Origin of the sequence: Demequina rhizosphaerae, assembly GCF_000971255.1 — a bacterium.
In the GTDB taxonomy this organism is placed as follows: Bacteria; Actinomycetota; Actinomycetes; order Actinomycetales; family Demequinaceae; genus Demequina; species Demequina rhizosphaerae.
In genome coordinates this window covers 132,223-157,799 of sequence record NZ_BBMC01000009.1, presented here as the reverse complement: position 1 = coordinate 157,799, position 25,577 = coordinate 132,223, and the positions used below count along the sequence as shown (strand labels likewise).

The window sequence follows — 25,577 nt, the reverse complement described above, 5'->3', positions numbered from 1 at the left end:
GTCATCCTTCCGTCCTGGCCGAGGCGGCCGTGGTGTCGGTCTGCGGGTCGGTGCGGGGGGCCGGCTGCGACGGACGCGCCCCGGCCGGGGAGGAGGAGCGCGGTCCCGGCACCGCGACGACGCGGTGCCCCACCGGGAAGAGCGTGATGTCGAAGCGTGCCCGCAGCGCACCCCAGATGCCCTGGGGAAGGAACAGCGTGACCGCGATCGCGAGCACGCCGAGCACCACGAGGTACCAGAGCCCCATCTGGCTGAAGTAGAGGTCCATGACGTAGTAGATGACCGCGCCGAGGATGGGCCCCTCGAGGGTGCCGATGCCGCCGATGAGGACCATGAAGATCATGAACGCGGAGAAGCTCACGGAGAACATCTGCGACGGCGACTGCACGCCGATCTGCTGGAGGCAGATCACCGAGCCCGCGAGCGCCGCCATCACCGCCGCGAGCACGAAGACGATGCGCTTGGCGCGGCTCACGTCGACACCGAGCGCACGCGCCGCGACCTCGTTGTCGCGGATGCTCTGGAGCGCCACCCCCATGCGGCTGCGCAGCAGGAAGAGCGCCCCGATCAGCGTCGCGGTGAGGATCCCCAGCGCAAGCCAGTAGGTGAAGAGGTTCCGCAGCACGGGATCCGCGGTGTAGTCCGAGATGCCGCGCCCGCGCCCCGCTCCGAGCGAGTCGAAGCGGATGACGATCTGCCTCACGGCCTCCGCGATCACCCAGGTCCCGATCGCGAAGTAACCGCCGCGCAGGCGGAAGGCGACGAAGGACAGCGCGAAGGCGATCACCCCGATCGCGACCGAGGCGACGAGCGCGCTCGAGTACGGGTCGAGCCCGAGGTCGTTGAACACGAAGACCCCGTACGCCCCGAGCCCGATGTAGGCCTGCTGACCCACCGAGACCATGCCCGCGAAGCCGGCGAGCAGGTTCCACGCCGTCGCGAGCGTGATGAGGTAGAAGAGCTTGATCCATTGGCTGGTGACGGCGGGCTCGAACACGTACGGTGCCATCGCGAGCGCGACGATCACGCCGGCACCGAGGATCTGCACGATGATCATGCGGCGGCGCAGCCGGTCGACGCGCACCTGCCCGGGCACGAGCGGTTCCACCTACACCACCACCTTGCTGCGGACGATGCCGGTCGGGCGGAGCACGAGCACCGCGAGGAAGACGAGGTTGCCCACGAGCAGCGGCAGCTCGGGGCTCACCACGCCGGCGAGCGTCTGCGCGACGCCGAGGACGATGCCGCCGGCGAGCGTGCCCCACAGCGAGCCGAGCCCGCCGATGATGACGGCCTCGAAGGCGAAGAGCACCAGAAGCTGGCCGTCGAAGGGCGTCACGCCGCCCTGGCGCATCCCGAAGAACACGCCCCCGAGCGCCGCGATCGCGAACGCGAGCCCCATCGCGTAGGCGTAGACCCGGCGATGGTCGACGCCCATGAGCCGCAACGTCTCGGAGTCGTCCGCGGCCGCACGCATGTAGCGGCCGGATCGGGTCCGCGCGAGGAACAGCTGCGTGCCGGCGATGAGCAGCACCGCGACGAGCATGGTGAGCAGCGGCAGCACGCCGATGCGCAGCCCCTCCGCGAGCTGCACGCTGCGGACCGCGAGGTCGCCCGTGGGGATCGCCTGCTTGTTCGTGGTGAAGAGCTCGATGAGGGCGTTGGGGATGATGATCGCGATCCCGAAGGTCACCAGCAGCGGCGCGAGCTCGCCGAGCGACAGCGCGCGCTGGAGCAGCAGCCGCTGCACCCAGTAGCCGACCACTCCGAGCAGCGGCACCACGACGATGAGGCTCAGCCACACGTTCACGCCGAGCGTCGAGAGCGCAACTGCGGCGAGGTACGCGCCGACGGTCATGATCTCGCCGTGCGCGAGGTTGACGACCCGCAGGATGCCGAAGGCGATCGACAGGCCGAGCGCGGCCATCGCGAACAGCCCGCCCAGCAGCACGCCCTGGACCAGCGCGTTGAGGATCACCATGGGGTCACCTCGTGCCCGAAGTAGGCGTCGGTGATCGCCTGGCGCGAGAGGCTGGCGGGCGTCCCCGACAGGACCGCATGCCCCTCGAGCATGCACACGAGGCGGTCGGCGACGGCGACGGTGCGCTCGAGGTCCTGCTCGACCAGCACGATGCCGAGCCCGCCGCCGCGCACCGCGGCGAGCGACGCGTAGAGCTCGTCGATCACGATGGGCGCGAGCCCGAGCGAGACCTCGTCGAGCAGCAGCACCTCGGGGTTGGACATGAGGCCGCGGCCGATCGCGACGGCCTGCTGCTGGCCGCCGGACAGCTGCGACGCGTTGCGGCCGAGCAGGTCGCCCAGCATCGGCAGCGCATCCACCACGGTGTCCACGGTCCAGCGGCCGTCCCGCCGCGAGCCCGCGCCGACCTCCAGGTTCTCCCGCACGGTGAGGCTCGCGAACAGGCGACGCCCCTCGGGCACGAGGCACACGCCCAGGCGGTTGCGCTCGAAGTCCCGGACGTGGGTGACGTCCTCGCCGTGCAGCAGCACACGTCCCGCGGAGGGACGATGCGCGCCGGCGAGCACGCGCAGCAGCGTCGACTTGCCGGCGCCGTTCGCGCCGACGAGCGCGAGCACCTCGCCCGGCTCGAGCGCGAAGGAGAGGTCCGCCACCGCGCGCGAGTCGCCGTAGCCCGCCGAGATGGACTCGGCCGCGAGCAGCGCCGTCACAGCCCGCCTCCCAGGTAGACGGCCTGGACCTCGTCGCTACGCATGACCGCGTCGGGCTCGCCGTCCGCGACGATCACCCCGGAGGCGAGGCACACGAGGCGCTCGACCACCGCGAGCAGCGCGCGGACCACGTGCTCGATCCAGATGATGGTGATGCCCTGCGCGTGCAGCTCACGGATGGTCGCGATGAGGCTGTCGCACTCGGCCTCGGTGAGGCCGCCCGCGATCTCGTCGAGCAGCAGCAGCTGAGGATCCGTCGCGAGCGCCCGGGCCAGCTCGAGCCGCTTGCGCCCGAGCAGGGGCAGCTCGCCCGCGGGGGTGTTCGCGACGTCGAGCATGTCCGCGAGGACGAGCGCCTCGAGCGCGCGGTCGTCCGCGGCGCGGCCGTGGAGGCCCGCGCCCGCGGTCGCGCCCGCGAGCGCGTTCTCGAAGACGGTGAGGTGGGTGAACGGGCGCGGGATCTGGAACGTGCGCCCCATCCCGGCCCGGGCCCGCGCATCGGCCCCGACGGCCGTGACGTCGCGACCCGCGAAGCGGACCGTTCCGGCGGAGGCCCGCTCGGTGCCGTTGATGACGCTCAGCAGGGTGGACTTGCCGGCCCCGTTGGGACCGACGATGCCCAGCGCCTGCCCGGCGGGGACCGACAGGTGGACGGCCGTCAGCACGTCGAGCGCGCCGTACGACTTCGCGACCGAGTCGACCTCGAGGAGGGCCTCGCCGGCCCCCGCCGTGCGGGACATCACCACTCGAGGAGCTCGAGCGGACGGTCGACGGGAAGGTCCGGCACCGTGCCCGCATCGACCACGACCCACTCCCACTCGCCGTCGTCCGTCTTCTCCCACTGGCCCATGGCCGTCGGGATGGTGGCGATGCCGGGGAAAGGACCGCTGGTGAAGTCGATCTGGCCACCGAGCGTCATCATGTTGATGTCGTCGAAGGCGGCGACCAGCGCCTCCTTGTCGAACGGATCGCCCGAGGCCTCGAGGCCCACCTTGGCGACCTCGAACAGCGCGCCGTTGAGCGGCGTCGCCTGGTTCCACACCAGGCCCTCGCCCTCGGGGCTCGCGCTGAAGTCGTCGATCCACTCCTGCGGGGTGGTGCCGTCGAAGCTCGACTCGTACGGGAACGTGGGCCCCCACCAGGTGGCGAAGGCGAGGCCCTCACCCAGGTCGTCGGGGATCGACGGGACGGTCGTCGGGAAGAACAGCGCCTTGCCCACCGTCGCCACCTTGGGCTCGAAGCCCTGCTGCGCCGCCTGGGTCCAGAAGGTCACGAAGTCGGGCGGGATCGGGATGCCGGAGATGATCTCGACACCCTCGTCCTTGAAGGTCTGGATGATCGACGTGAAGTCGGCCGTGCCGTTCTCGTATGCGCCCGGGTCGACCACGGTGTAGCCGTGCGCCTCGACGAGCGGCGTGTAGCCGGTGTCGGGGTCGCGGAAGGCGCCGCCGTCGGAGTCGTTGGGCCACAGCACGCCGACCTTCTTGTTGGTGTCGACCTGGTCCCAGGCGAGCGGGTCGACGTCGCCGAAGCCCTCGATGCCGAAGAAGAAGTGGTGGGTCCACTCGAGCGGCTTGTCGGGTCCGAAGCCGCCGCCGAACACGACCGCCTGCCACGGCGCGTTGGCCGTGAGGCACGGCGTCCCGTGGGCCTCGCACTGCGCGACCACCGGGTTGACCGTCTCGGGGGTGGACGTGGCCATGAGCAGGTCCACGCCCTCCTCGGTGATGAGCTCCTGCGCGAGCTCGCCCGCCTTCGCGGCGTCGGAGCCGGAGTCGCGGTCGATGATCTCGACGGCGTAGGTCGTGCCGTCGATCGTGATGCCGTCGGCGAACTGCTCGCGGACCACGCTCAGCATGTAGGGGTCGCCGTCGGTGAAGCCGGTGAGCGTGCCCGTCGCCGGAGCGATGTATCCGATCGTGATGGTCTCGCCGCCGGCGCCCCCGCCCGCTCCGGCGCTGGCGGAGCTCGAGGGGTCGTCGTCGGTGCCGGCGGGCGTGCACGCGGCGAGCGCCAGCAGCGCCGCCGCCGGGACCGCGATCGGCGCGACGCGCCGCATCCGGTGCGCCCGCGGATTGCCTGAAGAGAGGTGCGTCATGGGGACTGTCCAATCCTGGGTGCCCACCTCGTCGTGGGCGGTTTCAGGGTAGGAACGGCGGCGGCGGATGCGGCACGATCGTGGCAAGCCGTGCGCAAAATGCCGATTCGACGGCCGCCGGGGGCGTGCCGAGGCCAACGCGCATCGTTCCCACGCCGAAGGGCCCGGCCCGCGGCGCGTACCGCCGTGGACCGGGCCCTGTGCTCGGGCGAGCAGGGGACGTCAGCCGGTGACGCCCACGATCTCGTTGGTCGCGACGCCGACCTCGACCGACTTCCAGACCTCGCCGCCGACGTAGTCGACGATGTGGATGGTGCCGGTGGCCGGCTCGGTCACGTAGGCCATGCCCGCGACGACGGTGAGGGCCGGGTGGGCGGTCTGCCACTCCTCGGGCGCCTCCCACGCGTCGACGACGTCGATCGAGCGCAGCACGTCGCCGGACTCCTCGTCGATGACGCGCAGCGCGCCGTCGGTGCCGAGCACGAGCGCCTCGCCGTCCGCGCCGCGGGCCAGGCCGCGCCACGTGTACTCGGCCTCGTCGCCGTCGAACGGGTCGACCACCTGGATGGTCTCCGCCTCGGGGTCGATCAGCGTGATCTCGGTGAGGTTGATGCCGCCCTCGGGGTCGGTCTTGCGGTCGCCCAGGACGATGTCGTTGCCGTCGACCGAGTGGAGGTTGCCGGTGCGGGCGTAGTCGAGGCCCGCGTCGAGCTTGTGGACGTGGTCGCCGTGGAAGACCAGGGCGCCGTCCTCGCAGCCGACCATGAACAGCTCGTCGCCGTCCGAGGTCGTGAAGGCGGTCTCGCCGTGCACGCCGGGGCACTGCTCGCTCGAGGCGAGCACGTCGCCGTTCTCGTCGAGGAGCATCGCGCCGGTGCGGCCGTCCTCGTCGCCGATGGTGACGAGCAGCTCGCCGCCGTCGCTCGCGACCGCGACGCCGTGGTGCGCATCGGCCGTCGTGTACTCGCGGACGATGTCGAGGTGGCCCTCCTCGACCATGTGCTCCCACTCGTCGGCCTCGACCACGGTCACCTTGCCGGTGCCGTCGTCGAAGAACGCGGCGAGGCCGTCGTGCACCACGAGGTGGCCGGGCGTCTCGGCCTCGATCATGAGGTCGGTGAGCGACGGGGTGGTGGTGAAGTAGTGCGCGTGGTCGCCGTGCGCCTGGCTCCAGGTGCCGGCGTCGAGGATCTGGAAGCCGCCCGTCGTGGACACGCCCACGTGGCGACCGTCGCCCGCGACGTTGAGGCGGTTGAAGCCGGCCAGCTCGATGTCGGCCTCGGTCTCGAGCGTGTTCGCGTCGAGCACCAGGATGCCGCCGTCGTAGGTGACGACGATCCGCGGGGTCTGCGCGGACATCTCGGTCGAGGCGGAGGTGGACTCCTCGTGGTCGTGGTCGTCGTGCGACTCGACCTCGACCGCGTCGGCCGAGGTGGTGGCCTCCGTGTCGTCGGTGGCGCAGGCGGCGAGGCTGAGGACGAGCGCGGAGGCACCCGCGAGGGTGGCGGCGCGCTTCGCGAGGGGCGAGATCGACATCGTGTACCGAGGCCCCGGAGGGCCGACCTTTCGTTCTGTTCGTTCCGCGCCCGGCGGGGCGCACGTCGTCACCTTAGACGATAACGAGAACGATTATCAAACTCGGCTTCCTTGGGGGCGGGCGCCGTCGACCCGTCCGCGGCGCACTAGGCTCCGAACGACGGGCCGAGGAGGCCATCCATGGATCTAGCCGATGCCGCGTACGCCCTGCTTCTGGGCGCGGTCGCCGCGTTCAACCCGTGCGGGTTCGCGCTGCTGCCCGCGTACCTCACGGTCATCGTGACCGGCAGCGCGGGCCGGGACGATGCGGCGGTCCCGCGCGCCGTCGCGCTGCGGCGCGCGCTGGGCTTCGCCGCGGCGATGAGCCTGGGCTTCGTGGCGGTGTTCACGGCCCTCGGGCTGCTGTTCGGGGGAGTGAGCCTCGGGCTCCAGGCGACGGTGCTGCCGTACGTGTCCTACGTGACGGTCGTGCTCGGCGTGCTCGTCGCGGCCCTCGGCGTGGTCATGGTGATCCACGGCGAGCTCCGCGGGCCGGGCCTCGGGGCGCTGTCGCGCGCCTCCCACGCGCCCGGCCGCACCTTCGCATCGCAGGCGGCCTACGGCGCATCGTTCGCCGTCGCGTCGCTCAGCTGCACCATCGGGCTGTTCCTCGTGGTGGTGACCCAGGCGCTCGCCGCGTCGGGCCCGGTCGCGACCCTCACGCCGTTCGTGGCGTACGCGATCGGGATGGGCGCCTCCGTGGTGCTCGTGTCCCTCGCGGCCGCGCTGGCCGGCACGGGCCTCGCGGCGGCGGTCCGCCGACGCACGCCGCAGCTGATGCGCGCCGGCGGCGTGCTCATGGTCCTCGCGGGCGTCTACGTCACCGTGTTCGGGCTCGCGGAGATCCTGCCGCGCTTCGGCGTGCACGCGCTCGACGGCGTGCTGCTCGCGACGGCCCGCTGGCAGTCGAGCATCTCCCTCGCGATCCAGTCGTGGGGGACGCCCGTGCTCGTCGGGCTGGTGCTGGCCGCCGCGGCCGCCTCGGCCTGGGTGGTGGTCGCCGCCCGGCGCGCGGAGCGCGTCGCCCGCTGAGGAATCCTCGCTCGCGGCCCGCCGTGCGCCGAGCGCCGTCCGCTCGCAGAAGCCTCGTCCATCGTCGCGCGGTGCGGCGACCTGGCCGTCCGCCCGTCCGCCCGTCCGCCGGTCGCGCCGCACACCCGCCTCGCAGCGCACGCGCGCTTCGCGACCCGCACCGGCCTCGCGCCCCGCACGCGACAACGCCCGGCGCCGCGGGGGGCGGGGCCGGGCGTCGCGGCGCGGGATCAGGTCGCGGCGATCTTCTCCGCGTACTCGACGAGCTCGTCGGCAGTCGTGCCGGCGCCGAGCGTGTACGCGTCGCCCGAGTCGTCGACCACGACGATCGTGGCCTGCGAGCTCACATCGAACCCTCGCCAGATGCTGCCGTCGAGGTCGGCGACCTGCGTGAAGGACTCGGTTCCCGTCATCTCGACGAACTCCTGCATGAACGACTGGTCGCCCGACAGCCCCGCGATGCCCACGATGTCGATGCCCGCGGGCAGCCGGTCCGCCGCGTCGAGCAGGATCGGGGCCTCCGCGACGCAGGTGGGGCACCACGGCGCCCAGAACCACAGGATGACGTCGGTGTCGTCGATGGTGAGGCCGTCGAAGGTGCCATCGCCCATGACCGTCGGCGCGGTGAACGCGAAGGCGTTGTCGACCTCGGGCTCCGGGGACTGCGTGGTGAGGGTGACGTGGGGCTCGGGCGTCTCCATGGCGTCCATCGCCTCGGCGCTGGTCTCGCTCGGGGTGCCCTCGGCGGCGGTGGTCCCGCCCTCGGCCTCGCCGGTCGCGCAGCCGGCCAGGGCCAGCACCCCGATCGTCGCCCCCACCATCGTCGCTCGTCGCATCTGCCCATCCTCCCTCTCGTCCGGACCGTCGGCGCAAGGCGTTCGGAGCGTTCGAGGGGACGGATGGGTGACGCGGGAGCTACAGGTCGCGAGCCATGTCGGTGAAGTGCGCATAGTCCTTGCGGAAGGCGACCTCGATGGTGTCGGTCGGTCCCGCGCGGTGCTTCGCGACGATGAAGTCCGCCTCTCCCGGGCGGTTCTCGCGGTCGTAGACGTCCTCGCGGTGGAGCAGGATCACGATGTCCGCGTCCTGCTCGATCGCGCCGGACTCACGCATGTCGGACAGCATCGGCTTCTTGTCGCCGCGCTGCTCGGACCCACGGTTCAGCTGCGAGATCGCGATGACGGGCGCCTCGACCTCCTTCGCGAGGAGCTTGAGCGCGCGCGAGAACTCGGAGACCTCCTGCTGACGGGACTCGACCTTGCGGCCGGACGTCATGAGCTGGAGGTAGTCGACCACGATCAGCTTGAGGTCGTGCTGCTGCTTGAGGCGGCGGCACTTCGCGCGGATCTCCATGAGCGACATGTTCGGGCTGTCGTCGATGAACAGCGGCGCCTTGGCGACCTCCGCGGCCTTCTGCGCGAGACGCTCCCAGTCGCTCGGGCCCATGGGGCCCTTGGTGAGGCTCGAGAGCTTGACGCTGGCCTCCGCGGAGAGCATGCGCTTGGTGATCTCCTCGCGGCTCATCTCGAGCGAGAAGATGACGGCGGCCTTGTTGTGCTTGATCGAGCACGAGCGCGCGATGTCGAGGCCGAGCGTCGACTTTCCGACCGCGGGTCGCGCCGCGATGACCACCATCTGCCCGGGCTGGAGGCCGCCCGTGAGGTCGTCGAGGTCGCGGAAGCCGGTGGGCACGCCGAGCATGGTGCCGTCGCGGTTCGACGCGGCGTCCACCTCCTCGAGGGTGCGCTCCATGATCTCGCCGATCGCGAGGTAGTCCTCCGAGTTGCGGCGCTCGGTGACCGCGAAGATCTCCGACGACGCGGCGTCGACGATCTGGTCGACCTCGGCGCCCTCGCCGTCGTAGCCGAGGTTGGCGATGCGCGTTCCCGCCTCGACCAGCTTGCGAAGGATCGCCTGCTCGCGGACGATGCGCGCGTAGTAGCCGGCCGATGCCGCCGACGGCACCATGGCGATCAGCGTGTGGAGGTACTCGGCGCCGCCGATCCGCGAGAGCTCGCCCTGGCGCTGGAGCTCGGCGCTGACGGTGAGCGCGTCGACCGGGTCGCCCGCGTTGTAGAGCTTCACCGCCACGTCGAACACGGTCTCGTGCGCCGGCTTGTAGAAGTCGTCGCCGCGGACCGCCTCGATGACGTCCGCCATCGCGTCCTTCGAGAGCATCATCGAGCCGAGCACGCTCTGCTCCGCCTCGAGGTTCTGCGGCGGCAGGCGGTCGAAGCTGTTCCGGGGTCCCGGATCCGAGCCGTATGCGGCCTCGAGCTCGTCGACGGACATGTAGCGCCTCTCCCTCCGGTCCCACCCAGTGTCGCGCCGACCTCTGACAGCCGGCTCAGACACGCGAATGTAGGGCCACGTCGAGGGGGCGACAAATCGGCTCCAGGCCCATCCGTGGATGAGCCGTGGACAACCTGGGGACAACCGTGGATGACGGGCCCGGACCCGTGGACAACCATGCGGGGCACATGTGGACAAGGGTGTGGATGACTCGGAAGATATCCCCGTTGTGGGCGGCCTACCTGCCGATTTGAACGGGGCTTTGCTGTGGAGAACTCGGCCGCCGAAGTCCCCGGCGTGTCGGCCTTCGGCGTGTCGTGCCGCGGGGTGTCGAAATGTCCGCGGGTGTCCGTTACGCGGCGTGGAGGGGCGGCGTCCGACCCCTCCGTCGGACCGTTCGGAGCATGGTCCGACCCCCGGGCCGGAACCCGCTCGGATGACGGATCCTCCGGCCAACGGTCCGACATCCGAGTCGGAGACGCGACGAGGCCCGAGTCGGAGACGCGACAAGACCCGAGTCGGAGACGCGAAAGGCCCGGGCCTCCCGAAGGGGAGACCCGGGCCTCGTGCGACCTGCCGGAGCAGGGTTACTTGGCGGCGACCACCTTGACGGTGACGTTCGCGGCCACGTCCTGGTGGAGGGAGACCTTCACCTGGTACTCGCCGAGCGCCTTGATGGGCTGGGCGACGTGGATGCGACGCTTGTCGACCGTGGCGCGGGTGCCGATCGCGTTCGCGATGTCGGCGGGCGACACGGCGCCGAAGAGGCGACCGGACTCGCCGGCCTTCACCTCGACGACGACCGGGGCGGCCTGCAGCGCGTCACGCGCGGCCTGGGCACCCTCGATGGTCGCGATCTCCTTGGCGCGGCGCGCCTTGCGGAGACCGTCGATCTGCTTCTCGGCGCCGGCCGACCACGGGGTGGCGAGCTTGCGCGGAACCAGGTAGTTGCGGGCGTAACCGTCCTTGACGTCGACGACGTCGCCGGCGATGCCGAGGCCGGAGACCTCGTGGGTCAGGATGACCTTAGCCATGTGGAATCCCCCCGATCAGCGGCCGGAGCCGGAGTAGGGGAGGAGCGCCATCTCGCGCGCGACCTTGATCGCACGCGCGATCTCGCGCTGCTCCTGGACGGTGACACCGGTGACGCGGCGCGAACGGATCTTGCCGCGGTCGGAGATGAACTTGCGAAGCAGCGCGGTGTCCTTGTAGTCAACCTTGTCGACCTTGGCGGCCTTGAGCGGGTTGACCTTCTTGCGCGGCTTGCGGATGTCGTGCTTAGCCATGTTGAAGACTCCTGAGTGAAAAGTACCGATCAGAACGGCGGCTCGTCCGACGCCGGGGCGGTCGCCCACGGGTCGTTCGAGGAGCCGCCGGCCGGCGAGCTGCTGTAGCCACCGCCGGAGTTGCCGCCGCCGAAGCCGCCGCCACCGCCGCCGCTGAAGCCGCCACCCTGGCCGCCGCGCTGCGTGCGCGTGACCTTGGCGGTGGCGTAGCGGAGCGAGGGGCCGACCTCGTCGACCTGCATCTCCATGACGGTGCGCTTCTCGCCGTTCGCCTCCCACGAGCGGGACACGAGGCGGCCGGTCACGATGACGCGCATGCCCTTGGTGAGGGACTCTGCGACGTTCTCGGCGGCCTCACGCCACAGGGAGCAGCGCATGAACAGGGTCTCGCCGTCCTTCCACTCGTTCGACTGACGGTCGAACGTGCGGGGGGTGGACGCCACCGTGAAGTTGACGACGGCCGCGCCGGAGGAGATGAAGCGAAGCTCCGGGTCTCCGGTGAGGTTGCCGACCACGGTGATCTGGGTGTCGCCTGCCATGTGTGTTCCCCTTGGTTTCGTGTATTCGCTGGTGAGAGTCGGGAGAAGCCCGGACCCTTAGTGGGCGTCCGGGCGGAGCAGCTTGGTGCGGAGGATGGTCTCGTTGAGACCCAGCTGGCGCTCCAGCTCCTTCGCGGTCGCGGACTCCGACGTGAAGTTCACGACGGCGTAGATGCCGTCGTTCTTCTTCTTGATCGGGTAGGCCAGACGACGACGGCCCCACACGTCGAGCTTGTCGACGGTGCCCTTGTCGTTCGTGATGACCTGAAGGTACTTGTCGAGCGACGGGGTGACCGTGCGCTCGTCGATCTCAGGGTCGAGGATGATCATCATCTCGTACTGACGCATCTATACCCACCTCCTCTGGACTCATGCGGCCACGGACGTTCCGTGGCAGGAGGGTGATGCAGCCGCGCCTCACCCACCGGTAGGCGAGGGAGAACGCGACATCACAGGATACCCGCCAGCGGGGACGATGCGCCAGTAGCAGGTCCCGGTCCTGCGAGGGACGATGCGGCGGCACCGCGGAGGGCCGCCGCGTCACCCGACGGTCAGCGCCTCGGCGATCTCGCGCAGGGCCTCGGACGCGTCCGGATCGAGCACGGGCGCCTCCGCGTCCGGAGCGGTCCCGGTGCCGCGCGCGAAGGCCTGGAGCACGACGTCGCCGTCCTCGAGGAAGTACATCTCGATCGGCCGCCGGAACGGCTCCGCCTGTCCCGGGAGCAGGAGGTGCCATCCGGACAGCTCGCCGTCGGTGAAGGGCTCCGGAGCGATCGCGTCGGCCGGCAGGTCGGCGCCGTCGAGCATCGACTCGAGGACCTCGTGCGCCATGGTCTCGGCATCGGCGAAGGACTCCTCGCCGCTGGCGAAGGCCTCGACCGCCAACGTGGCGCCCGAGCCCGCGGCCGTCGTCGCCGAGTACAGCAGGCTGCCCGAAGTGTCGTCCCTCACCTCCCAGTCGTCCGGCACGCCCACGACGGCGACGTCCCCGGCCGCGAGCCCCGCGGCCAGGGAGCCCGCCGCCAGGGGATCCTCGGCGGCGGGCTGGGCGCAGGCGCTCAACCCGAGCGCGAGCGGGACGGCAAGGACGACGGGCAACGCGAGCCTCATGGGCCTCCCTCGGGACGGTCGCCTCCCGGCGACGTGACCGGCATCCGTCGACACGGGCGATAGCAGCGGTCATGGCGAAAATAGCAGCAGTCCATCAAGGCCCACCAGAGGCACCGCCCCTAGACTGGCACGGGCGAACCGGGAGGTATGTGTGAAGCGGGTGCTGGTCGTGGGACTCGGCGGCGACATCGGGACGTACGCGTTCCAGCGCGCCGCGCACGAGCGTTTCGGCTGGGAGTCGATCGTGCTGGGCCCGCGGGTCACCACCTTCGGCAGGCACTCGACGCTCGCCCGGTGGATCGTCGAGCCCGACGTCTTCACCCCGGAGACGCTGCTGCGACGGCTCGACGAGATCGCGGCGGGCCACCCCGAGCACGAGCTCGTCCTCTTCACCAACCTCGACTTCCACGTGCGCCTGCTCGCCGAGCACCGCGACCGCCTCGACCCGCGGTGGCGCCTGCCGCTGCCGGACCTGACGATGTTCGACGCGGTGTCCTCGAAGGTCGCGTTCGCCGAGGCCTGCGACGCGGTGGGGATCCGCACGCCCCTCACGATCGCGGTCGGCTTCACGCCGGAGGCCCTCGCCACGGGCGCCGTGGCCCCGGCCGAGGCCCTCGCCCGCCTCCGTGAGAGCGGCCTCGACTACCCGGTCATCGGCAAGCCCGCCGACAGCGCCGACTGGTTCGAGGTCGACTTCCCGGGCAAGCAGAAGATCGACCACTTCACGTCCGAGGCGCAGATCGAGGCGGTGCTCGGCCACCTCGCGGAGCGCGCCTACCCGAGCGAGTTCCTGCTCCAGGAGTTCGTGCCCGGCGACGAGACCCATATGCGCTCGCTCACCGCCTACCGCGACGCGGACGGCGCCGTCACGCTGGTCGCCGGCGGCCAGGTGCTGCTCGAGGAGCACACGCCCGGCACGCTCGGCATCCCCGCCGCGATCCTCACGCACGTCGACGAGGAGGCCTTCGACGCCGCGGCCCGGCTGCTGGACCACTCCGGCTACTACGGCTTCGCGAACTTCGACTACAAGGTGTCGAGCCGCACCGGCGAGAACGTCTTCTTCGAGGTCAACCCGCGCATCGGCCGCAACAACTTCTACGTCACCGCCGCGGGCGTCAACGTCGCCGAGATGGTGGCCCGCGACCTGCTGCCCGAGGCCCTCGCCGGCGCCCCCGAGCCGACCCACCCGCAGGTGCCGCAGGACCAGGTCCTCTACTCGGTGGTGCCGTACCGCTTCCTGCTGAGGTACGTCCTCGAGCCGGGCCTGCGCGCGCGGGTCAAGGCGGCCAAGCGCCGCCACGGCGTCCACCACCCGCTGCGCTACCGCGGCGACGCGAGCCTCAAGCGCCGGCTGTGGGTGCGCGCCCTCGACCTGCGCCTCGTCCAGAAGTACCGCCAGCACTACCCGCGGCCCACCGAGAGCGGCTTCTAGACCCGCCGATAGGCTCGTGGCCATGACGATCCCCACGCCCCTCCGCGTCGAGGAGGTGTCCGACGAGCGGTTCATCGAGCTCGCCCGCGGCGCCGACCACCCGGTCCCCATCGAGCAGGCGCCCGCGTGGGACGCCTACGACGCGGCCGTGCCGGGCCGCGAGCACCTGGCCCGCCTCGCGGTGCTGGACGCGGAGGGCGCCGCCGTGGCGGTGGTGAGCCTGTCCCGCTACGAGGTGCGCGGCTTCCCGTACGTGTGGGCCAAGCACGGCCCGATCCCGCTGGTCGAGCGCACGCCGGAGCATGAGCAGGCGATCCGCGACGCCCTGGCGGCGGACATCAAGCGGCGCTACCCGTGGGCCGTGTTCGTGCGGCTGCACGCGCGCCACGCGGCGCCCGACCTCCAGGACCTGCTCCAGACGGTCACGTTCGACCGCACCGTCTACATCGACCTCACGCCCGAGCCCGACGCGATCATGGCCACGTTCTCCAAGCGCGGCCGCTACAAGATCCGCCGGACGCTCAAGGACGAGGACATGACGGTCGCGGAGGAGACCGGCATGAGCCCGGAGGCCTTCGAGGAGCTCTACGCGATCTACCGCGAGACCGCCGCGGGCGCGGGATTCGGCATCTTCCCGGTGGAGATGTACCTCACGATGCTCGAGGCGCTCGCGCCGCACGCCCGCGTCTGGGTCGCGCGCCGCCACGACACCGGCCCCGACGGCGACCTCGAGCCCGGGCGCGCCGTCGCCTGGGTCATCGCGGTGGTCCACGAGGACGGCGGCACCGACTACTACGCAGGCAACAACCTCGAGGCGCGCGACACCAACGCCGCGCTGCGCATCAAGTGGGAGATCCTCATGACGCTCAAGGAGGAGGGCGTGCGCGAGTACGACCTCTTCGGCGTCGGCTCCGACCGCGCGCCGCAGCTCATGGGCGTGCGCGAGTTCAAGCAGCAGTTCGGCGAGATCGTCGAGTGCGACGGCGCGTGGGACCTGCCGCTCAAGCCGCTGCGCTACCGCGCGCTCGTCGCGGCCCTCACGCTCAAGCGGGCGATCTCCCGCTGACGCGACGATGCGCGGGCACCGGGCCCGCGCATCGTCCGCTCATCTCATCAGGGTGCGGCCGCGTTCCCGTTGCCGTTCCCGTTGTTGCCCGACTCGGGTTGAGCGGTCGCCGTGACGTCGGGCGACGGCTCGGGCGTCGGCGTGGTCGCCGGCGGCTCCGTGGTCTCCGTCGGCACCGGCTCGGACGTGTCGGTGGGCTCCGGCTCGGACGTGTCGGTCGGCTCGGGCGTGCTCGTCTCCGTCGGCTCGGGCGACGGCTCCTCGGTCGCCGTCGGCGACGGGCTCGAGTTGACGGCCTTGCCCACGTTCGCGCGGTCGGGGAAGTCGACGACGTCCATGCGGTCGAGGATCGGGCCCATCATCGCCACCCAGATGTCGGTGGGCACGGTCGCGCCGGTGATCTCGGAGTAGCCGCCGAACGGGGTGATGGACTCGACCGAGCCGTCATCGCCCACCTGGTACATCGACACGATGCCGACGATCTGCGGGGTGAAGCCGGCGAACCAGGCCGAATTGTTGTCGTTCGACGTACCGGTCTTGCCGGCGATGGGACGGCCGAGCGCGCTCGCCTTGACCGCCGAGCCGCGCTCGACGACCTGCTGCATCGCGTACGTGGTGTCCGCGATCACGTCCTTGGAGAAGACCCGCTCGGGATCGTTCTCGTGCTCGAAGGCGACCTCGCCGTCCGGGCCGATGATCTTCTGCACCATGTAGGTGTCCTTCTTCTGACCGCCGTCCGCGATGGTCGAGTACGCCTGCGCCATCTGCATCGCGGTGGGCGATGCGGTGCCGAGCACGTTCGCGGCGTTGGCGTCGAGGCCCACGGTGTCCTCGGGCAGGCCCGCCTCGATCGCGGTCTCCATGGTGACGTCCGGGCCCACGGCCTCGTTGAGCTGCACGTAGTACGTGTTCACCGAGTTGGCGGTGGCCTCGACCATGTCGATCCAGCCGAAGTTCACGCCCGCGTAGTTGCGCACGGGGTTCTCGAAGCCGGGGAGCGTCATCGAGTCGTTCGACAGGTACTCGGTCTCGAGCGAGAAGCCGTTCGACAGCCCCGCGATCATCGCGAAGGGCTTGAAGGTCGAGCCCGCCTGCGCGATGTCCTGCGTGACGGCGTTGCGCTGGACCTCGAGGTAGTCGGGGCCGCCGTACATGCCGGTGACCGCACCGGTCGCGGCGTTGACCGTGGTGGCCGCGACCTTGAGGTTGTCCGCGTGGTCGTCCGGCATGGCCTTGACGGCCTTGACCACGGCCTGCTGGTCCTTCTTCTTGAAGGTGGTGACGACCTGGTAGCCGCCCATCTCGAGCTCCTCCTGCGTGAGGTCGAGGGTCGCGATCGCCTCGTCGAGCGCGGCGCGGATGAGGTAGCCGTTGGTGCCGCCGAACGTGTCGGACGTCGAGTAGTCCACCGTCTCGGGGAGCTCCTGGTCGTCGCGCTCGGCTTGCGACAGGAACTCCGCGTCGACCATGCCGTCGAGCACGTAGTTCCAGCGACGCTCGGCGTCGGACGGGCTGACGCGCGGGTCCCACGCGCTCGGCGCGGGGATCACGCCGGCGATCAGCGCGGCCTCGGACACCGTGAGCTCCTCGGCGTGCTTGCCGAAGTACTCCTGCGCGGCGGCCTCGATGCCGTATGCGCCGCGTCCCAGGTAGATGGTGTTCATGTAGTTGCAGAGGACCTCGTCCTTGGTCTGCTCCGAGTCCACCTTGAGCGCGAGCAGCGCCTCCTTGATCTTGCCCGGGATGTCGGTGGTGGTCTCGCCCACGTAGTAGCGCTCGACGTACTGCTGGGTGATGGTCGAGCCGCCCTGGGTCTTGCCCAGCACGATGGTGTTGTAGAGCGCGCGGGCCGTGGCCGTGAAGTCGATGCCGGGGTTCGTGTAGAAGCTGCGGTCCTCGGCGGCGACGATCGCGTGCGGGACGTGGTCGGGCAGGACCGAGCAGTCGATGATCTCGCGGTCGACCTCGCCGACCTTCGCCATCTCCTGCTTGCCGCCCGCCCAGTACACGGTGGACGACTGCGCGAGCGCGACGTCGGACGCCGCGGGCACCTCGAGGCGCGAGTAGATCACCATGATGCCGATCGCGGCGACCGCGACGGCCACCAGGCCGGCGATCAGGGCGGTGATGCCGGTGATCTTGAGGATGCGCTTCCAGCGGGGCTGGTCGGCCTTGCCGTCGCCGTCCTTGCCCTTCGTGCCCTTGCCACCGCCGTTCCCTCCGTCGCCGCCGCCCTTCGCGGCGGTGGACGATGCGGCGGTCGCCTGCACGCCCGTGCTCGCCCACGCGGCGCCGCCGGACTGCGGTGCCCGCGTGCTGCGCCGGGTGGGCGCCTGGCCGGAGCGCGGGGGCTGGGCAGGGGTCGACGACGTGCGGCGCGTCGAGACGCGCGAGGGGCTGCTGGGGCGTTCGGTCACGTGACCACCTTACGGATCGCTGTTCGGACGGCTGCGGACGCGGTGCGCGCCCGGGGGTCGTCGCCGCGGGGGCGAGCGCCGCATCGTCCAACGCGCGAACCCCGCCCCGTGTCCCCGCGGCGCGGCGGATTCGCGCGACGGTGCGTCCTACTGTACGGTCTCCGATGTATCGGTGCGATACAACTGGTCGTGATATCGGCCCGCTGCTGCGGGCCCCGGGGAGAGAGGAGCCGCGCGTGGCCAAGACCGACGTCCTGACGCTCGCGATCCTCGGCATCCTGCGCGACCAGCCGCTGCACGGCTACCAGATCCGCAAGCGTCTGGGAGCCGAGCTGGGCCCGTTCCGGGCCCTCAGCTACGGGTCGCTGTACCCGTGCCTGCGCCGCATGGTCGAGGCGGGCCTCATCGAGGCCGCCGGCGAGGAGCCCGTGGGCTCGTCGCCCGCATCGTCCCGCCGCGCACGGATCGCGTACAGCCTCACCGACGCGGGTCGCGCCCGACTGGCCGAGGAGCTGGCGAGCGCCGGCGCGTCGTCGTGGGACGACGACGCGTTCGACGTGCGGTTCTCGCTCTTCGCCCACACCGACGCCGCCACGCGGCTGCGGATCCTCGAGGGGCGGCGCAGCCGCCTCTCCGAGCGGCTCGAGGAGGTCGCCGAGGGGCTCAAGCGGATGCACGAGCGCCACGACGCCTACACCGCCGAGCTCCAGCGCCACGGCCTCGAGCAGGTCGAGCGCGAGATCTCTTGGCTCGACCGGCTCATCGAGAATGAACGATCCGCCCCCGGCGGTGACAACCCAGGTCCTACCCCCACGGGCCACTAGTCAAGGAGACAACAACCATGGCCAAGCTTCGTGCCGCCATCGTCGGCGTCGGCAACTGCGCCACGTCGCTCATCCAGGGTGTGGAGTTCTACAAGAACGCCAAGGCCGAGGAGACCGTCCCGGGCCTCATGCACGTGCAGTTCGGCGACTACCACGTCTCGGACATCGAGTTCGTGGCCGCGTTCGACGTCGACTCGCTCAAGGTGGGCAAGGAGCTCGTCGAGGCGACGCAGTCGTCCGAGAACAACACCATCAAGATCTGCGACGTCCCCAAGACGGACATCCAGGTCCAGCGCGGCGTGACGCTCGATGGCCTCGGCAAGTATTACCGCCAGACCATCGTCGAGTCCGACGAGACCCCGGTCGACGTGGTCCAGGTCCTCAAGGACCGCGAGGTCGACGTCCTCGTCTGCTACCTCCCCGTGGGCTCGGAGGAGGCCGCCAAGTTCTACGCGCAGTGCGCGATCGACGCGGGCGTCGCGTTCGTCAACGCCCTCCCCGTCTTCATCGCGTCCGACCCGGAGTGGGCCGCGAAGTTCCAGGAGGCCGGCGTCCCGATCGTCGGCGACGACATCAAGTCGCAGGTCGGCGCCACCATCACGCACCGCGTCATGGCAAAGCTGTTCGAGGACCGCGGCGTGCGCCTCGACCGCACGTACCAGCTCAACGTCGGCGGCAACATGGACTTCAAGAACATGCTCGAGCGCGAGCGCCTCGAGTCCAAGAAGATCTCGAAGACGCAGGCCGTCACCTCGAACCTCACCGGCCCGCTCTCCGGCATCAAGGACGGCCGCGACGTGCACATCGGCCCGTCCGACTACGTCGCGTGGCTCGACGACCGCAAGTGGGCGTACGTCCGCCTCGAGGGCTCGGCCTTCGGCGAGGTGCCCCTCAACCTCGAGTACAAGCTCGAGGTGTGGGACTCGCCGAACTCGGCCGGCATCATCATCGACGCCATGCGCGCGGCGAAGATCGCCAAGGACCGCGGCATCGGCGGCCCGATCCTCTCGGCCTCGACCTACTTCATGAAGTCGCCGCCGGTCCAGATGGAGGACACGAAGGGCCGCGCCCAGCTCGAGTCGTTCATCTCCGGCGACGTGGAGCGCTGAACCGTCTCGTCCGAGACCCGCTGAGGCATAGAGAAGGCCCGGGCCCCTGCTGAGGGGAGCCCGGGCCTTCTGCGTGCCTGGGACGATGCGCGGCCGGCTCAGGCGCGCGCGGCGTCCTTGGTGAGCTCGTCGAGGATCGCGCCGATCGGCTCGGGACCGGTGACGATCTCCCACTGGTGGCCGGCGGTCCGGGGGCGCGAGATGCACGACGCGACGGTCTGCGCGACGTCGACGCGCGGGATCGAGTACGGCTGCACCTTGTCGCCGATGGTGATGCAGCCCGTCCCCACCGCGTCCGTGAGGATGCCGGGCCGCAGGATGGTCCACGCGAGGCCGGAGCTTCGCAGGGCGACGTCCGCCTCGCGCTTGGCGTACACGTAGGCGGTCCAGACGTCTCCGCGCGCGGGGTCGGGCTCGTCGTCCACGCCCATCGCGGACACCTGCACGAACCTCTTGATACCGCGCAGCTTCGCGCCCGCCTGGGCCTTGAGCGAGCCCTCGAGGTCGACGGTGCGCTTGCGCGACGCGTTGCCGTCGGGACCGCCGCCGGCCGCGAAGACCACGGCGTCGCAGCCGCCCAGCACAGCGGCGAAGTCGGGCTCGTCCGCCGCCTCGATGTCGAGGTGCCGCGGGATCGCGCCCAGCGCGGCCAGCTCGTGGAGCTGCTCGTCCCGGCGGGCGAGCGCAACCACCTCGTGGTCGCGGTGCAGAAGGATGGGGATGAGCCGACGGGCCACCTTGCCGGCCCCGCCCACGATCGCCACGCGTGCCGGGATGCTCATACATCCAGCCTGGCCCGAGTCCTGCACCCCTGCAACCGGGGGCGGCGATTTCCGGGCCGGCTGCGGGATCAGGCCTTGGGGTCGGGCCCGTACTCGTTCGGCCCCTCGTTGCCGGGGATCAGCCCGATGACGTAGACGACGAGCGGTACCGCGATGCCGATCAGCGCGACGGCGCCCGGGATGCCGACGTCCTGGCACCGCCGCCACCCCACCGAGAGCGTCGGGACGATCAGCGCGAGACCCACACCGATGCCGAGGATCAGCGCGATCGCCGCGAGCCAGTTGCCATCGCCGCTGTCGGCCACCATCGCCCAGCTGAGGGCGTACAGCAGGCCGATCGCGATGGCGATCAGCCACACGACGATCATGAACCCCCAGTACTCGCGACGCCGCGAGCGCCCCTGGAACTGCGCGTACTTCGACAGCGCCGTGCGGAATCCATCCATGGCGAGCCTCCTCGGTGTGCGGATTCCCGTCACACTAGGCGCATCGCGCCGTACCCGCGCGAGATGGGTCGCGCGGCGGCTCAGGCCTTCGGGTCGGGGCCGTACTTGTTGGGCCCCTCGTTGCCGGGGATGCACGCGACGATGAGCGTGAGCAGCGGCAGGAACCAGCCGACGATCGACACCGCGCCGGGCCAGCCGATGTCCTGGTAGCGGCGGAACTGGATCGCGATGCCGGGGACCAGCAGGACCAGGCCGTAGAACGACGCGGCGATGACGATCACCCAGCCGAGCGTCGTGTACGTCTGCGCCTCGGAGTCGCGCCCGATGGTGAGGGCGAGCGCGGTGGCCAGCGCGAAGATCGCGACGTTCACGAGGACGAAGCCCCAGTACTCGCGGCGGCGCGACCTGCCGGCGAAGTCCGTGTACCGACGGAACGCGGTCACGAAGCCGTCCATGGTGGCCCTCCCCCTGCTTGCGGATGCTCCCACGGTAGCCACGCCGCGCGTGGCGCGCGCGGCGTGGCCGCGGAGGTCAGGCCTTGGGGTCGGGGCCGTACTGGTTGGGGCCCTCGTTGCCCGGGATGAAGGCGACGATGAAGGTCAGCAGCGGGACGAACCAGCCGATGATCGACACCGCGCCCGGCCAGCCGATGTCCTGGTAGCGGCGCCACTGGAGCGCCAGCGACGGCAGCAGGATCGCGAGCGCGTAGACGAAGAACACCGCCAGCAGCACGTAGCCGATGGCCGTGTAGGACGCGTCGTCCGCGTTGTAGCCGAGCGTGAAGATCAGCAGGTTGAGCACGAGCGCGATCAGCGCGTTGACGAGCACGAAGCCCCAGTACTCGCGGCGACGCGAGCGGTCCGAGAACTGGGCGTACTTCGAGAGGGCGAGCTTGTAGCCGTCCATGGAGGATCCCTTCAGCGGGCCGACGGGGGTGCCGGCGCGCCCACCCTAGCGGCACATGACGACGTTGTCCCAGGTGCCGGGCGCATCGTCCCGGGATCAGGACATCGCCGGCACGCTGCGCACGATGCGCGGATCCGGGCCGAAGCGGTTGGCGCCCCGCTGGCCCTCGACGAGCGCGATCGCGAGGACCACGATGCCGAGGCCGAGCACCAGCAGCGCGAGCCACCACGTGCTCATGCCGACGTCGTGGAGCCGGCGCGAGGACACGGCGAGGGTCGGCACGCCGATCACCAGCGCGTACAGCAGCAGCACGCCGAGCGCGGCGGACAGCGGGCCCCAGGACACGGAGTCGGGGTTGATCGCGGGGTCCTCGGTGGGGCGCGCGGCGCCCTCGAACGCGGCCAGCCACAGCGCGGAGGCGGCCAGCACGGTCGCGAACCACACGAGCGAGCCGAACAGCTGGAACCACCAGAACTCGGCGCGGCTCGCACGGCCGCGGAACGTCGCGTAGTGGCGGAAGCACACCGCGACGGACTTGCCGAAGCCCATGCAGGCCTCCCCTCTTCCTCCGTCACTCTACTGATGCCTCCCCCGGCATCCGTACCTCTACGCTGGGCACGTGACCCTGGCCAGCGACCTCGCACGGCTCTGGCGGGCCGGTGGCTTCCGTCGGCTCACGCTGTCGCGCCTGCTGTCGCAGGCCGGCGACGGCATGTTCCAGGTCGGCATCGCGACCGCCTTCTTCTTCGACCCGACCCAGGCCGCGACGCCCGCGGAGATCGCGATCGGCTTCGCAGTGCTCCTCACGCCGTTCACCCTGGTAGGTCCGTTCGTCGGGCCGCTCATCGACCGCTGGCCGCGGCAGCGCATCCTGCTCGTGGGCAACCTGGTGCGCGTGGGGATGGCGGGGCTCATCCTCGCGGTGCTGGCGGTCGACGGACCGCTGTGGTCGCTGTACGCGCTCGCGCTGCTCACGCTGTCCGTCAACCGCTTCCTGCTCGCCGCGATGTCCGCCGGGCTCGCGAACGTGGTGCCGCGCCACGAGCTGCTCGCCGCGAACGCGATCATGCCCACGCTCGGCACGATCGCCGCGGCCGCGGGCGCGGCGATCGGCGGCGTGGTGACGTTCGTCGCCCCCACCGCGTCGGACTCGTCTCTCGCCCTCGCGGCCCTGGTGTCGGCGGCCGCGGCGTTCGCCGCATCGTCCTGGGCCGCGACGTTGCTGGGACGGACCGAGCTGGGCCCGGAGAACCCGCTCGCCGCGCTGGAGTGGCGCGCGCAGGTGCGGGCGCTCGGCACCGAGCTCGCGTCCGGCGTCGCGTACCTGTGGCGCCGCGTGACGCCGTTCCAGGCGCTGTCCGTCATGGCGGCGCAGCGGCTGCTCTACGGGATCATGTTCGTCGCGTCGATCCTGATGTCGCGCCACCTGCTGGGCGACCCCGACCGCCCCGAGGAGTCGCTCGGGAACTTCAGCCTCGTGCTGGGCTTCGCCGCGGTGGGCTTCGGGCTCGCCGCGGTGGTGACGCCGTGGCTCGGCCCGAAGGTCGGGCGCCACCGCTGGATCGTCGGCTGCCTGGTGCTGGGCGCCTCGGGCCAGCTGCTGCTGGCCGCCTCCTCGGCCCGCTGGTCGCTGCTCAGCGCCGCGGTGATCATCAGCCTCGCGGTCCAGGGCGGCAAGATCGCGGTCGACACGATCGTGCAGCGCGACACCGCCGACGAGTACCGCGGCCGTGCGTTCACGCTCTACGACATGGCGTACAACGTGGCGTTCGTGTCGAGCGCGGCCGTCGCGGCGACCGTGCTGCCGGACGACGGGTACTCGCCCTGGGTGATGGCGGGGGTGGCGGGCGCGTACCTCGTCGTCGCGCTCGTGTACGCGCGGGCGCCGCGCGTGCCGGCGCCCGTGGCGTGACCCGACCGGCGCATCGTCCCTGCTAGCGGATGGGTCCGCGGAGGGCCGCCAGGCCGCCGCTGCCAAGGTGCTCCTGGCCGATGAGGTGGTCGAAGACGATGTTCGTCTCCGTCGAGGCCACCGCGGGGTCCATGCTCAGCTCGCTCGCGACGAAGTCGCGCAGCTGCGCGGTCGAGGTGCACGCGACGTGGATGAGGAAGTCGATCGTGCCGCCCACGAAGAAGACCGAGAGCACGTTGGGCAGCTGGATGACCTTCGCGGCGTAGCTCTTGATCTGCGGACGCGCCTGCGCGCGCAGGCGGACCGAGACGATGCCCTGGACCTCGAGCCCGAGCGCCGCGTAGTCGACCTCGATGTGGGAGGAGCGGATCACGCCGGCCTCGCGCAGGGCCTTGACGCGGCCGTGGGTGGTCGAGGGGGCGACGTGCAGCTTGGCCGCGAGGGCGGCGTTCGGGATGCGGGCGTCGCGCATGAGCTCCCACAGGATGCGCTCGTCGAGCTCGTCGAGCCGAAGACCCTTCGGGCCCGGGCCGCCGCGGAGGCTCTGCTCCATCGATCCTTCTCCATTTCCGCTCGTTTCCGGGCCTGCGTTCACCATTGCTTGCCCTGGCCGAACTTCCTCCAAGAATTGTAGGGGTCGGGCGAAGAAGGTACGAGGTTCCCGGCCAGGAGCGGCGCCCCCGGCGCCAGGGAGAGGAGGGGCGATGCGCATCGGCATCCCCGCAGAGGTCAAGGACAACGAGCGTCGCGTGGGCGCGACCCCGGCCGGCGTGCGCGAGCTCGTCGACGCCGGACACGAGGTCGTGGTGCAGGCGGGCGCGGGCCTCGGCTCGGCCTTCGCGGACGAGGAGTACGTGCTCGCGGGCGCGTCCCTCGGGACAGTGGACGAGGCCTGGGCGGCCGAGATGGTGATCAAGGTCAAGGAACCGATCGCCTCGGAGTACGGCTTCCTCCGTCCCGGGCTGCTGCTCTTCACCTACCTCCACCTGGCCGCCGACGAGCCGCTCACCCGCGCGCTGGTCGAGTCCGGCACCACCGCGATCGCGTACGAGACCGTCGCCCTCGAGGACGGCGCGCTGCCGCTGCTCGCCCCCATGAGCGAGGTCGCCGGCCGCATGGCGACGATGGTGGGCGCATTCGCGCTCCAGTCGAGCCAGGGCGGACGCGGCGTGCTGCTGGGCGGCGTGCCCGGCGTGCGCCCGGCCAAGGTGACCGTGCTCGGCGCGGGCATGTCGGGCCAGAACGCGATCGGCCAGGCCGTCGGCATGGGCGCCGACGTGACGGTGCTCGACCTGTCCGTGCCGCGCCTGCGCCAGCTCGACGCGCTCTACGCCGGCCGCGTGAAGACCGTCGTGTCCTCCGCCTACGAGGTCGAGAGGGCCTGCCTCGAGGCCGACCTGGTCATCGGCGCCGTGCTGGTGGCGGGCGCCAAGGCCCCCAAGCTCGTCTCGCACGACCTGGTGTCGCGCATGAAGCCGGGCTCCGTGCTCGTCGACATCGCGATCGACCAGGGCGGCTGCTTCGAGGACTCGTACGCGACCACGCACGCCGAGCCCACCTACGCGGTCGAGGGCTCGACGTTCTACTGCGTGGCGAACATGCCGGGCGCCGTGGGCAACACCTCGACGCTCGCGCTCACCAACGCGACGCTCCCGTACGCGGTGCGGCTCGCGAACGACGGCTGGGAGGTCGCCACCGCCAAGGACCCCGCGCTCGCCCGCGGCCTCGCGACGGTCGACGGCCGCATCGTCCACGGCCCGGTCGCGGAGATCTTCCCGCACCTCGCGGCGAAGGTGCCCGCCTGACCCACGCGCCGTCCGTCCTGGTTCCCAGGCTCGAGCCGCCGCGACGCGGATCCCCGTCCCGACGGGGATCCGCGTCGTCGCGTCGGTCCGCCTGTCGGCCGGTCCGTCGGCTGGTCCGGCAGGGCGGCCATGGTCGCTCTCACGTATGTCAGCGAGAGGTGAAACAGGGAGTCGCGTGCACGGCCGGCTCCGTGCGACGGGCGGCCCGAAGCGGAGCTGTTTCAGCCTGAGCTGACACACGCGCAAGGGTCCACG

The 25,577-nt window shown here is 71.1% G+C and carries 27 protein-coding genes; 7 read left to right on the top strand and 20 right to left on the bottom strand.

Annotated features, from left to right (window positions below; genetic code table 11):
* Nucleotide 1: 1 nt before the first annotated feature.
* The 6 genes from AOM07_RS12635 to AOM07_RS12610 all read right to left on the bottom strand — a co-directional run bounded on the left by AOM07_RS12635 (nt 2) and on the right by AOM07_RS12610 (nt 6,325).
* The gene (locus tag AOM07_RS12635) at nt 2-1,108 is read right to left on the bottom strand and encodes a branched-chain amino acid ABC transporter permease (protein WP_062314355.1); all 1,107 of its coding nucleotides are present in this window, start codon (nt 1,106-1,108) and stop codon (nt 2-4) included.
* Nucleotides 1,109-1,981 carry a branched-chain amino acid ABC transporter permease gene (locus AOM07_RS12630; RefSeq protein WP_062314353.1) on the bottom strand — a complete coding sequence of 291 codons (873 nt, stop codon included), beginning with the start codon at nt 1,979-1,981 and terminating at the stop codon, nt 1,109-1,111.
* Nucleotides 1,975-2,691, bottom strand: coding sequence for an ABC transporter ATP-binding protein (locus tag AOM07_RS12625; RefSeq protein ID WP_062314351.1), 717 nt, complete (start codon nt 2,689-2,691; stop codon nt 1,975-1,977). The genes AOM07_RS12630 and AOM07_RS12625 overlap by 7 nt, the downstream gene beginning before the upstream one ends.
* Nucleotides 2,688-3,431: an ABC transporter ATP-binding protein gene (locus AOM07_RS12620; protein ID WP_062314349.1), complete on the bottom strand. Its 744-nt coding sequence runs from the start codon at nt 3,429-3,431 to the stop codon at nt 2,688-2,690. Before AOM07_RS12620 ends, AOM07_RS12625 begins: the two co-directional genes overlap by 4 nt.
* Entirely contained in the window at nt 3,431-4,789 is a 1,359-nt protein-coding gene (locus AOM07_RS12615) for an ABC transporter substrate-binding protein (protein WP_084830304.1), read from the bottom strand. The genes AOM07_RS12620 and AOM07_RS12615 overlap by 1 nt, the downstream gene beginning before the upstream one ends.
* A 222-nt stretch (nt 4,790-5,011) precedes the next feature.
* On the bottom strand, nt 5,012-6,325 hold the full coding sequence (locus tag AOM07_RS12610) for a hypothetical protein (protein ID WP_062314345.1): 1,314 nt from the start codon (nt 6,323-6,325) through the stop codon (nt 5,012-5,014).
* 180 nt (nt 6,326-6,505) lie between these two features.
* On the opposite strand from AOM07_RS12610, the gene AOM07_RS12605 reads away from it, so the two are divergent.
* Nucleotides 6,506-7,396 (top strand): cytochrome c biogenesis CcdA family protein, encoded by an 891-nt coding sequence (locus AOM07_RS12605; RefSeq protein ID WP_062314342.1) that lies wholly within the window; start codon nt 6,506-6,508, stop codon nt 7,394-7,396.
* A 230-nt stretch (nt 7,397-7,626) separates the two neighbouring features.
* Here AOM07_RS12605 and AOM07_RS12600 read toward each other — a convergent pair whose 3' ends face one another.
* The 7 genes from AOM07_RS12600 to AOM07_RS12570 all read right to left on the bottom strand — a co-directional run bounded on the left by AOM07_RS12600 (nt 7,627) and on the right by AOM07_RS12570 (nt 12,623).
* Complete coding sequence (locus AOM07_RS12600) at nt 7,627-8,232, bottom strand: thioredoxin-like domain-containing protein (protein WP_156171936.1); 606 nt, start codon at nt 8,230-8,232, stop codon at nt 7,627-7,629.
* A gap of 79 nt (nt 8,233-8,311) precedes the next feature.
* Nucleotides 8,312-9,688, bottom strand: coding sequence for a replicative DNA helicase (dnaB, locus tag AOM07_RS12595; protein WP_062314338.1), 1,377 nt, complete (start codon nt 9,686-9,688; stop codon nt 8,312-8,314).
* A 587-nt stretch (nt 9,689-10,275) separates the two neighbouring features.
* Entirely contained in the window at nt 10,276-10,722 is a 447-nt protein-coding gene (gene rplI, locus AOM07_RS12590; protein WP_062314335.1) for a 50S ribosomal protein L9, read from the bottom strand.
* A gap of 15 nt (nt 10,723-10,737) precedes the next feature.
* The gene (gene rpsR / locus AOM07_RS12585; protein WP_062290299.1) at nt 10,738-10,974 is read right to left on the bottom strand and encodes a 30S ribosomal protein S18; all 237 of its coding nucleotides are present in this window, start codon (nt 10,972-10,974) and stop codon (nt 10,738-10,740) included.
* A 29-nt stretch (nt 10,975-11,003) separates the two neighbouring features.
* Complete coding sequence (locus AOM07_RS12580; RefSeq protein WP_062314333.1) at nt 11,004-11,513, bottom strand: single-stranded DNA-binding protein; 510 nt, start codon at nt 11,511-11,513, stop codon at nt 11,004-11,006.
* Nucleotides 11,514-11,570: 57 nt separating this feature from the next.
* Entirely contained in the window at nt 11,571-11,861 is a 291-nt protein-coding gene (gene rpsF, locus AOM07_RS12575; RefSeq protein ID WP_062314332.1) for a 30S ribosomal protein S6, read from the bottom strand.
* A gap of 192 nt (nt 11,862-12,053) precedes the next feature.
* Entirely contained in the window at nt 12,054-12,623 is a 570-nt protein-coding gene (locus tag AOM07_RS12570; RefSeq protein WP_062314331.1) for a hypothetical protein, read from the bottom strand.
* A 151-nt stretch (nt 12,624-12,774) separates the two neighbouring features.
* On the opposite strand from AOM07_RS12570, the gene AOM07_RS12565 reads away from it, so the two are divergent.
* Nucleotides 12,775-14,055: a carboxylate--amine ligase gene (locus AOM07_RS12565; RefSeq protein ID WP_062314330.1), complete on the top strand. Its 1,281-nt coding sequence runs from the start codon at nt 12,775-12,777 to the stop codon at nt 14,053-14,055.
* Nucleotides 14,056-14,077: 22 nt separating this feature from the next.
* The gene (locus AOM07_RS12560) at nt 14,078-15,121 is read left to right on the top strand and encodes a lipid II:glycine glycyltransferase FemX (RefSeq protein ID WP_062314329.1); all 1,044 of its coding nucleotides are present in this window, start codon (nt 14,078-14,080) and stop codon (nt 15,119-15,121) included.
* A 47-nt stretch (nt 15,122-15,168) separates the two neighbouring features.
* Here the strand turns inward: AOM07_RS12560 and AOM07_RS12555 are convergent, their stop codons facing one another.
* Nucleotides 15,169-17,538, bottom strand: a complete 2,370-nt coding sequence (locus tag AOM07_RS12555) for a transglycosylase domain-containing protein (protein WP_062314328.1) — start codon at nt 17,536-17,538, stop codon at nt 15,169-15,171.
* A gap of 236 nt (nt 17,539-17,774) precedes the next feature.
* Between AOM07_RS12555 and AOM07_RS12550 the strand changes: the two genes are divergently transcribed.
* On the top strand, nt 17,775-18,362 hold the full coding sequence (locus AOM07_RS12550) for a PadR family transcriptional regulator (protein ID WP_062314325.1): 588 nt from the start codon (nt 17,775-17,777) through the stop codon (nt 18,360-18,362).
* 17 nt (nt 18,363-18,379) lie between these two features.
* Nucleotides 18,380-19,471, top strand: a complete 1,092-nt coding sequence (locus AOM07_RS12545) for an inositol-3-phosphate synthase (RefSeq protein ID WP_062314322.1) — start codon at nt 18,380-18,382, stop codon at nt 19,469-19,471.
* A 98-nt stretch (nt 19,472-19,569) separates the two neighbouring features.
* Here AOM07_RS12545 and AOM07_RS12540 read toward each other — a convergent pair whose 3' ends face one another.
* From AOM07_RS12540 to AOM07_RS12520, 5 genes are all read right to left on the bottom strand, one after another.
* Nucleotides 19,570-20,253 carry an SDR family oxidoreductase gene (locus AOM07_RS12540; RefSeq protein ID WP_062314320.1) on the bottom strand — a complete coding sequence of 228 codons (684 nt, stop codon included), beginning with the start codon at nt 20,251-20,253 and terminating at the stop codon, nt 19,570-19,572.
* A 68-nt stretch (nt 20,254-20,321) separates the two neighbouring features.
* Complete coding sequence (locus tag AOM07_RS12535) at nt 20,322-20,699, bottom strand: DUF805 domain-containing protein (RefSeq protein ID WP_062314318.1); 378 nt, start codon at nt 20,697-20,699, stop codon at nt 20,322-20,324.
* 80 nt (nt 20,700-20,779) lie between these two features.
* The gene (locus AOM07_RS12530) at nt 20,780-21,154 is read right to left on the bottom strand and encodes a DUF805 domain-containing protein (RefSeq protein WP_062314316.1); all 375 of its coding nucleotides are present in this window, start codon (nt 21,152-21,154) and stop codon (nt 20,780-20,782) included.
* Between the two features lie 76 nt (nt 21,155-21,230).
* Nucleotides 21,231-21,605 (bottom strand): DUF805 domain-containing protein, encoded by a 375-nt coding sequence (locus AOM07_RS12525; RefSeq protein ID WP_062314314.1) that lies wholly within the window; start codon nt 21,603-21,605, stop codon nt 21,231-21,233.
* A 96-nt stretch (nt 21,606-21,701) separates the two neighbouring features.
* Nucleotides 21,702-22,154 carry a DUF805 domain-containing protein gene (locus AOM07_RS12520; protein WP_062314312.1) on the bottom strand — a complete coding sequence of 151 codons (453 nt, stop codon included), beginning with the start codon at nt 22,152-22,154 and terminating at the stop codon, nt 21,702-21,704.
* A gap of 70 nt (nt 22,155-22,224) precedes the next feature.
* Between AOM07_RS12520 and AOM07_RS12515 the strand changes: the two genes are divergently transcribed.
* On the top strand, nt 22,225-23,517 hold the full coding sequence (locus AOM07_RS12515) for an MFS transporter (RefSeq protein ID WP_062314309.1): 1,293 nt from the start codon (nt 22,225-22,227) through the stop codon (nt 23,515-23,517).
* A 22-nt stretch (nt 23,518-23,539) separates the two neighbouring features.
* Here the strand turns inward: AOM07_RS12515 and AOM07_RS12510 are convergent, their stop codons facing one another.
* Nucleotides 23,540-24,070 carry an Lrp/AsnC family transcriptional regulator gene (locus tag AOM07_RS12510; RefSeq protein ID WP_062314306.1) on the bottom strand — a complete coding sequence of 177 codons (531 nt, stop codon included), beginning with the start codon at nt 24,068-24,070 and terminating at the stop codon, nt 23,540-23,542.
* A 151-nt stretch (nt 24,071-24,221) separates the two neighbouring features.
* Here AOM07_RS12510 and ald point away from each other — a divergent pair, with 151 nt between their 5' ends.
* Entirely contained in the window at nt 24,222-25,322 is a 1,101-nt protein-coding gene (gene ald / locus AOM07_RS12505; RefSeq protein ID WP_062314303.1) for an alanine dehydrogenase, read from the top strand.
* The last annotated feature ends 255 nt before the right edge of the window (nt 25,323-25,577 follow it).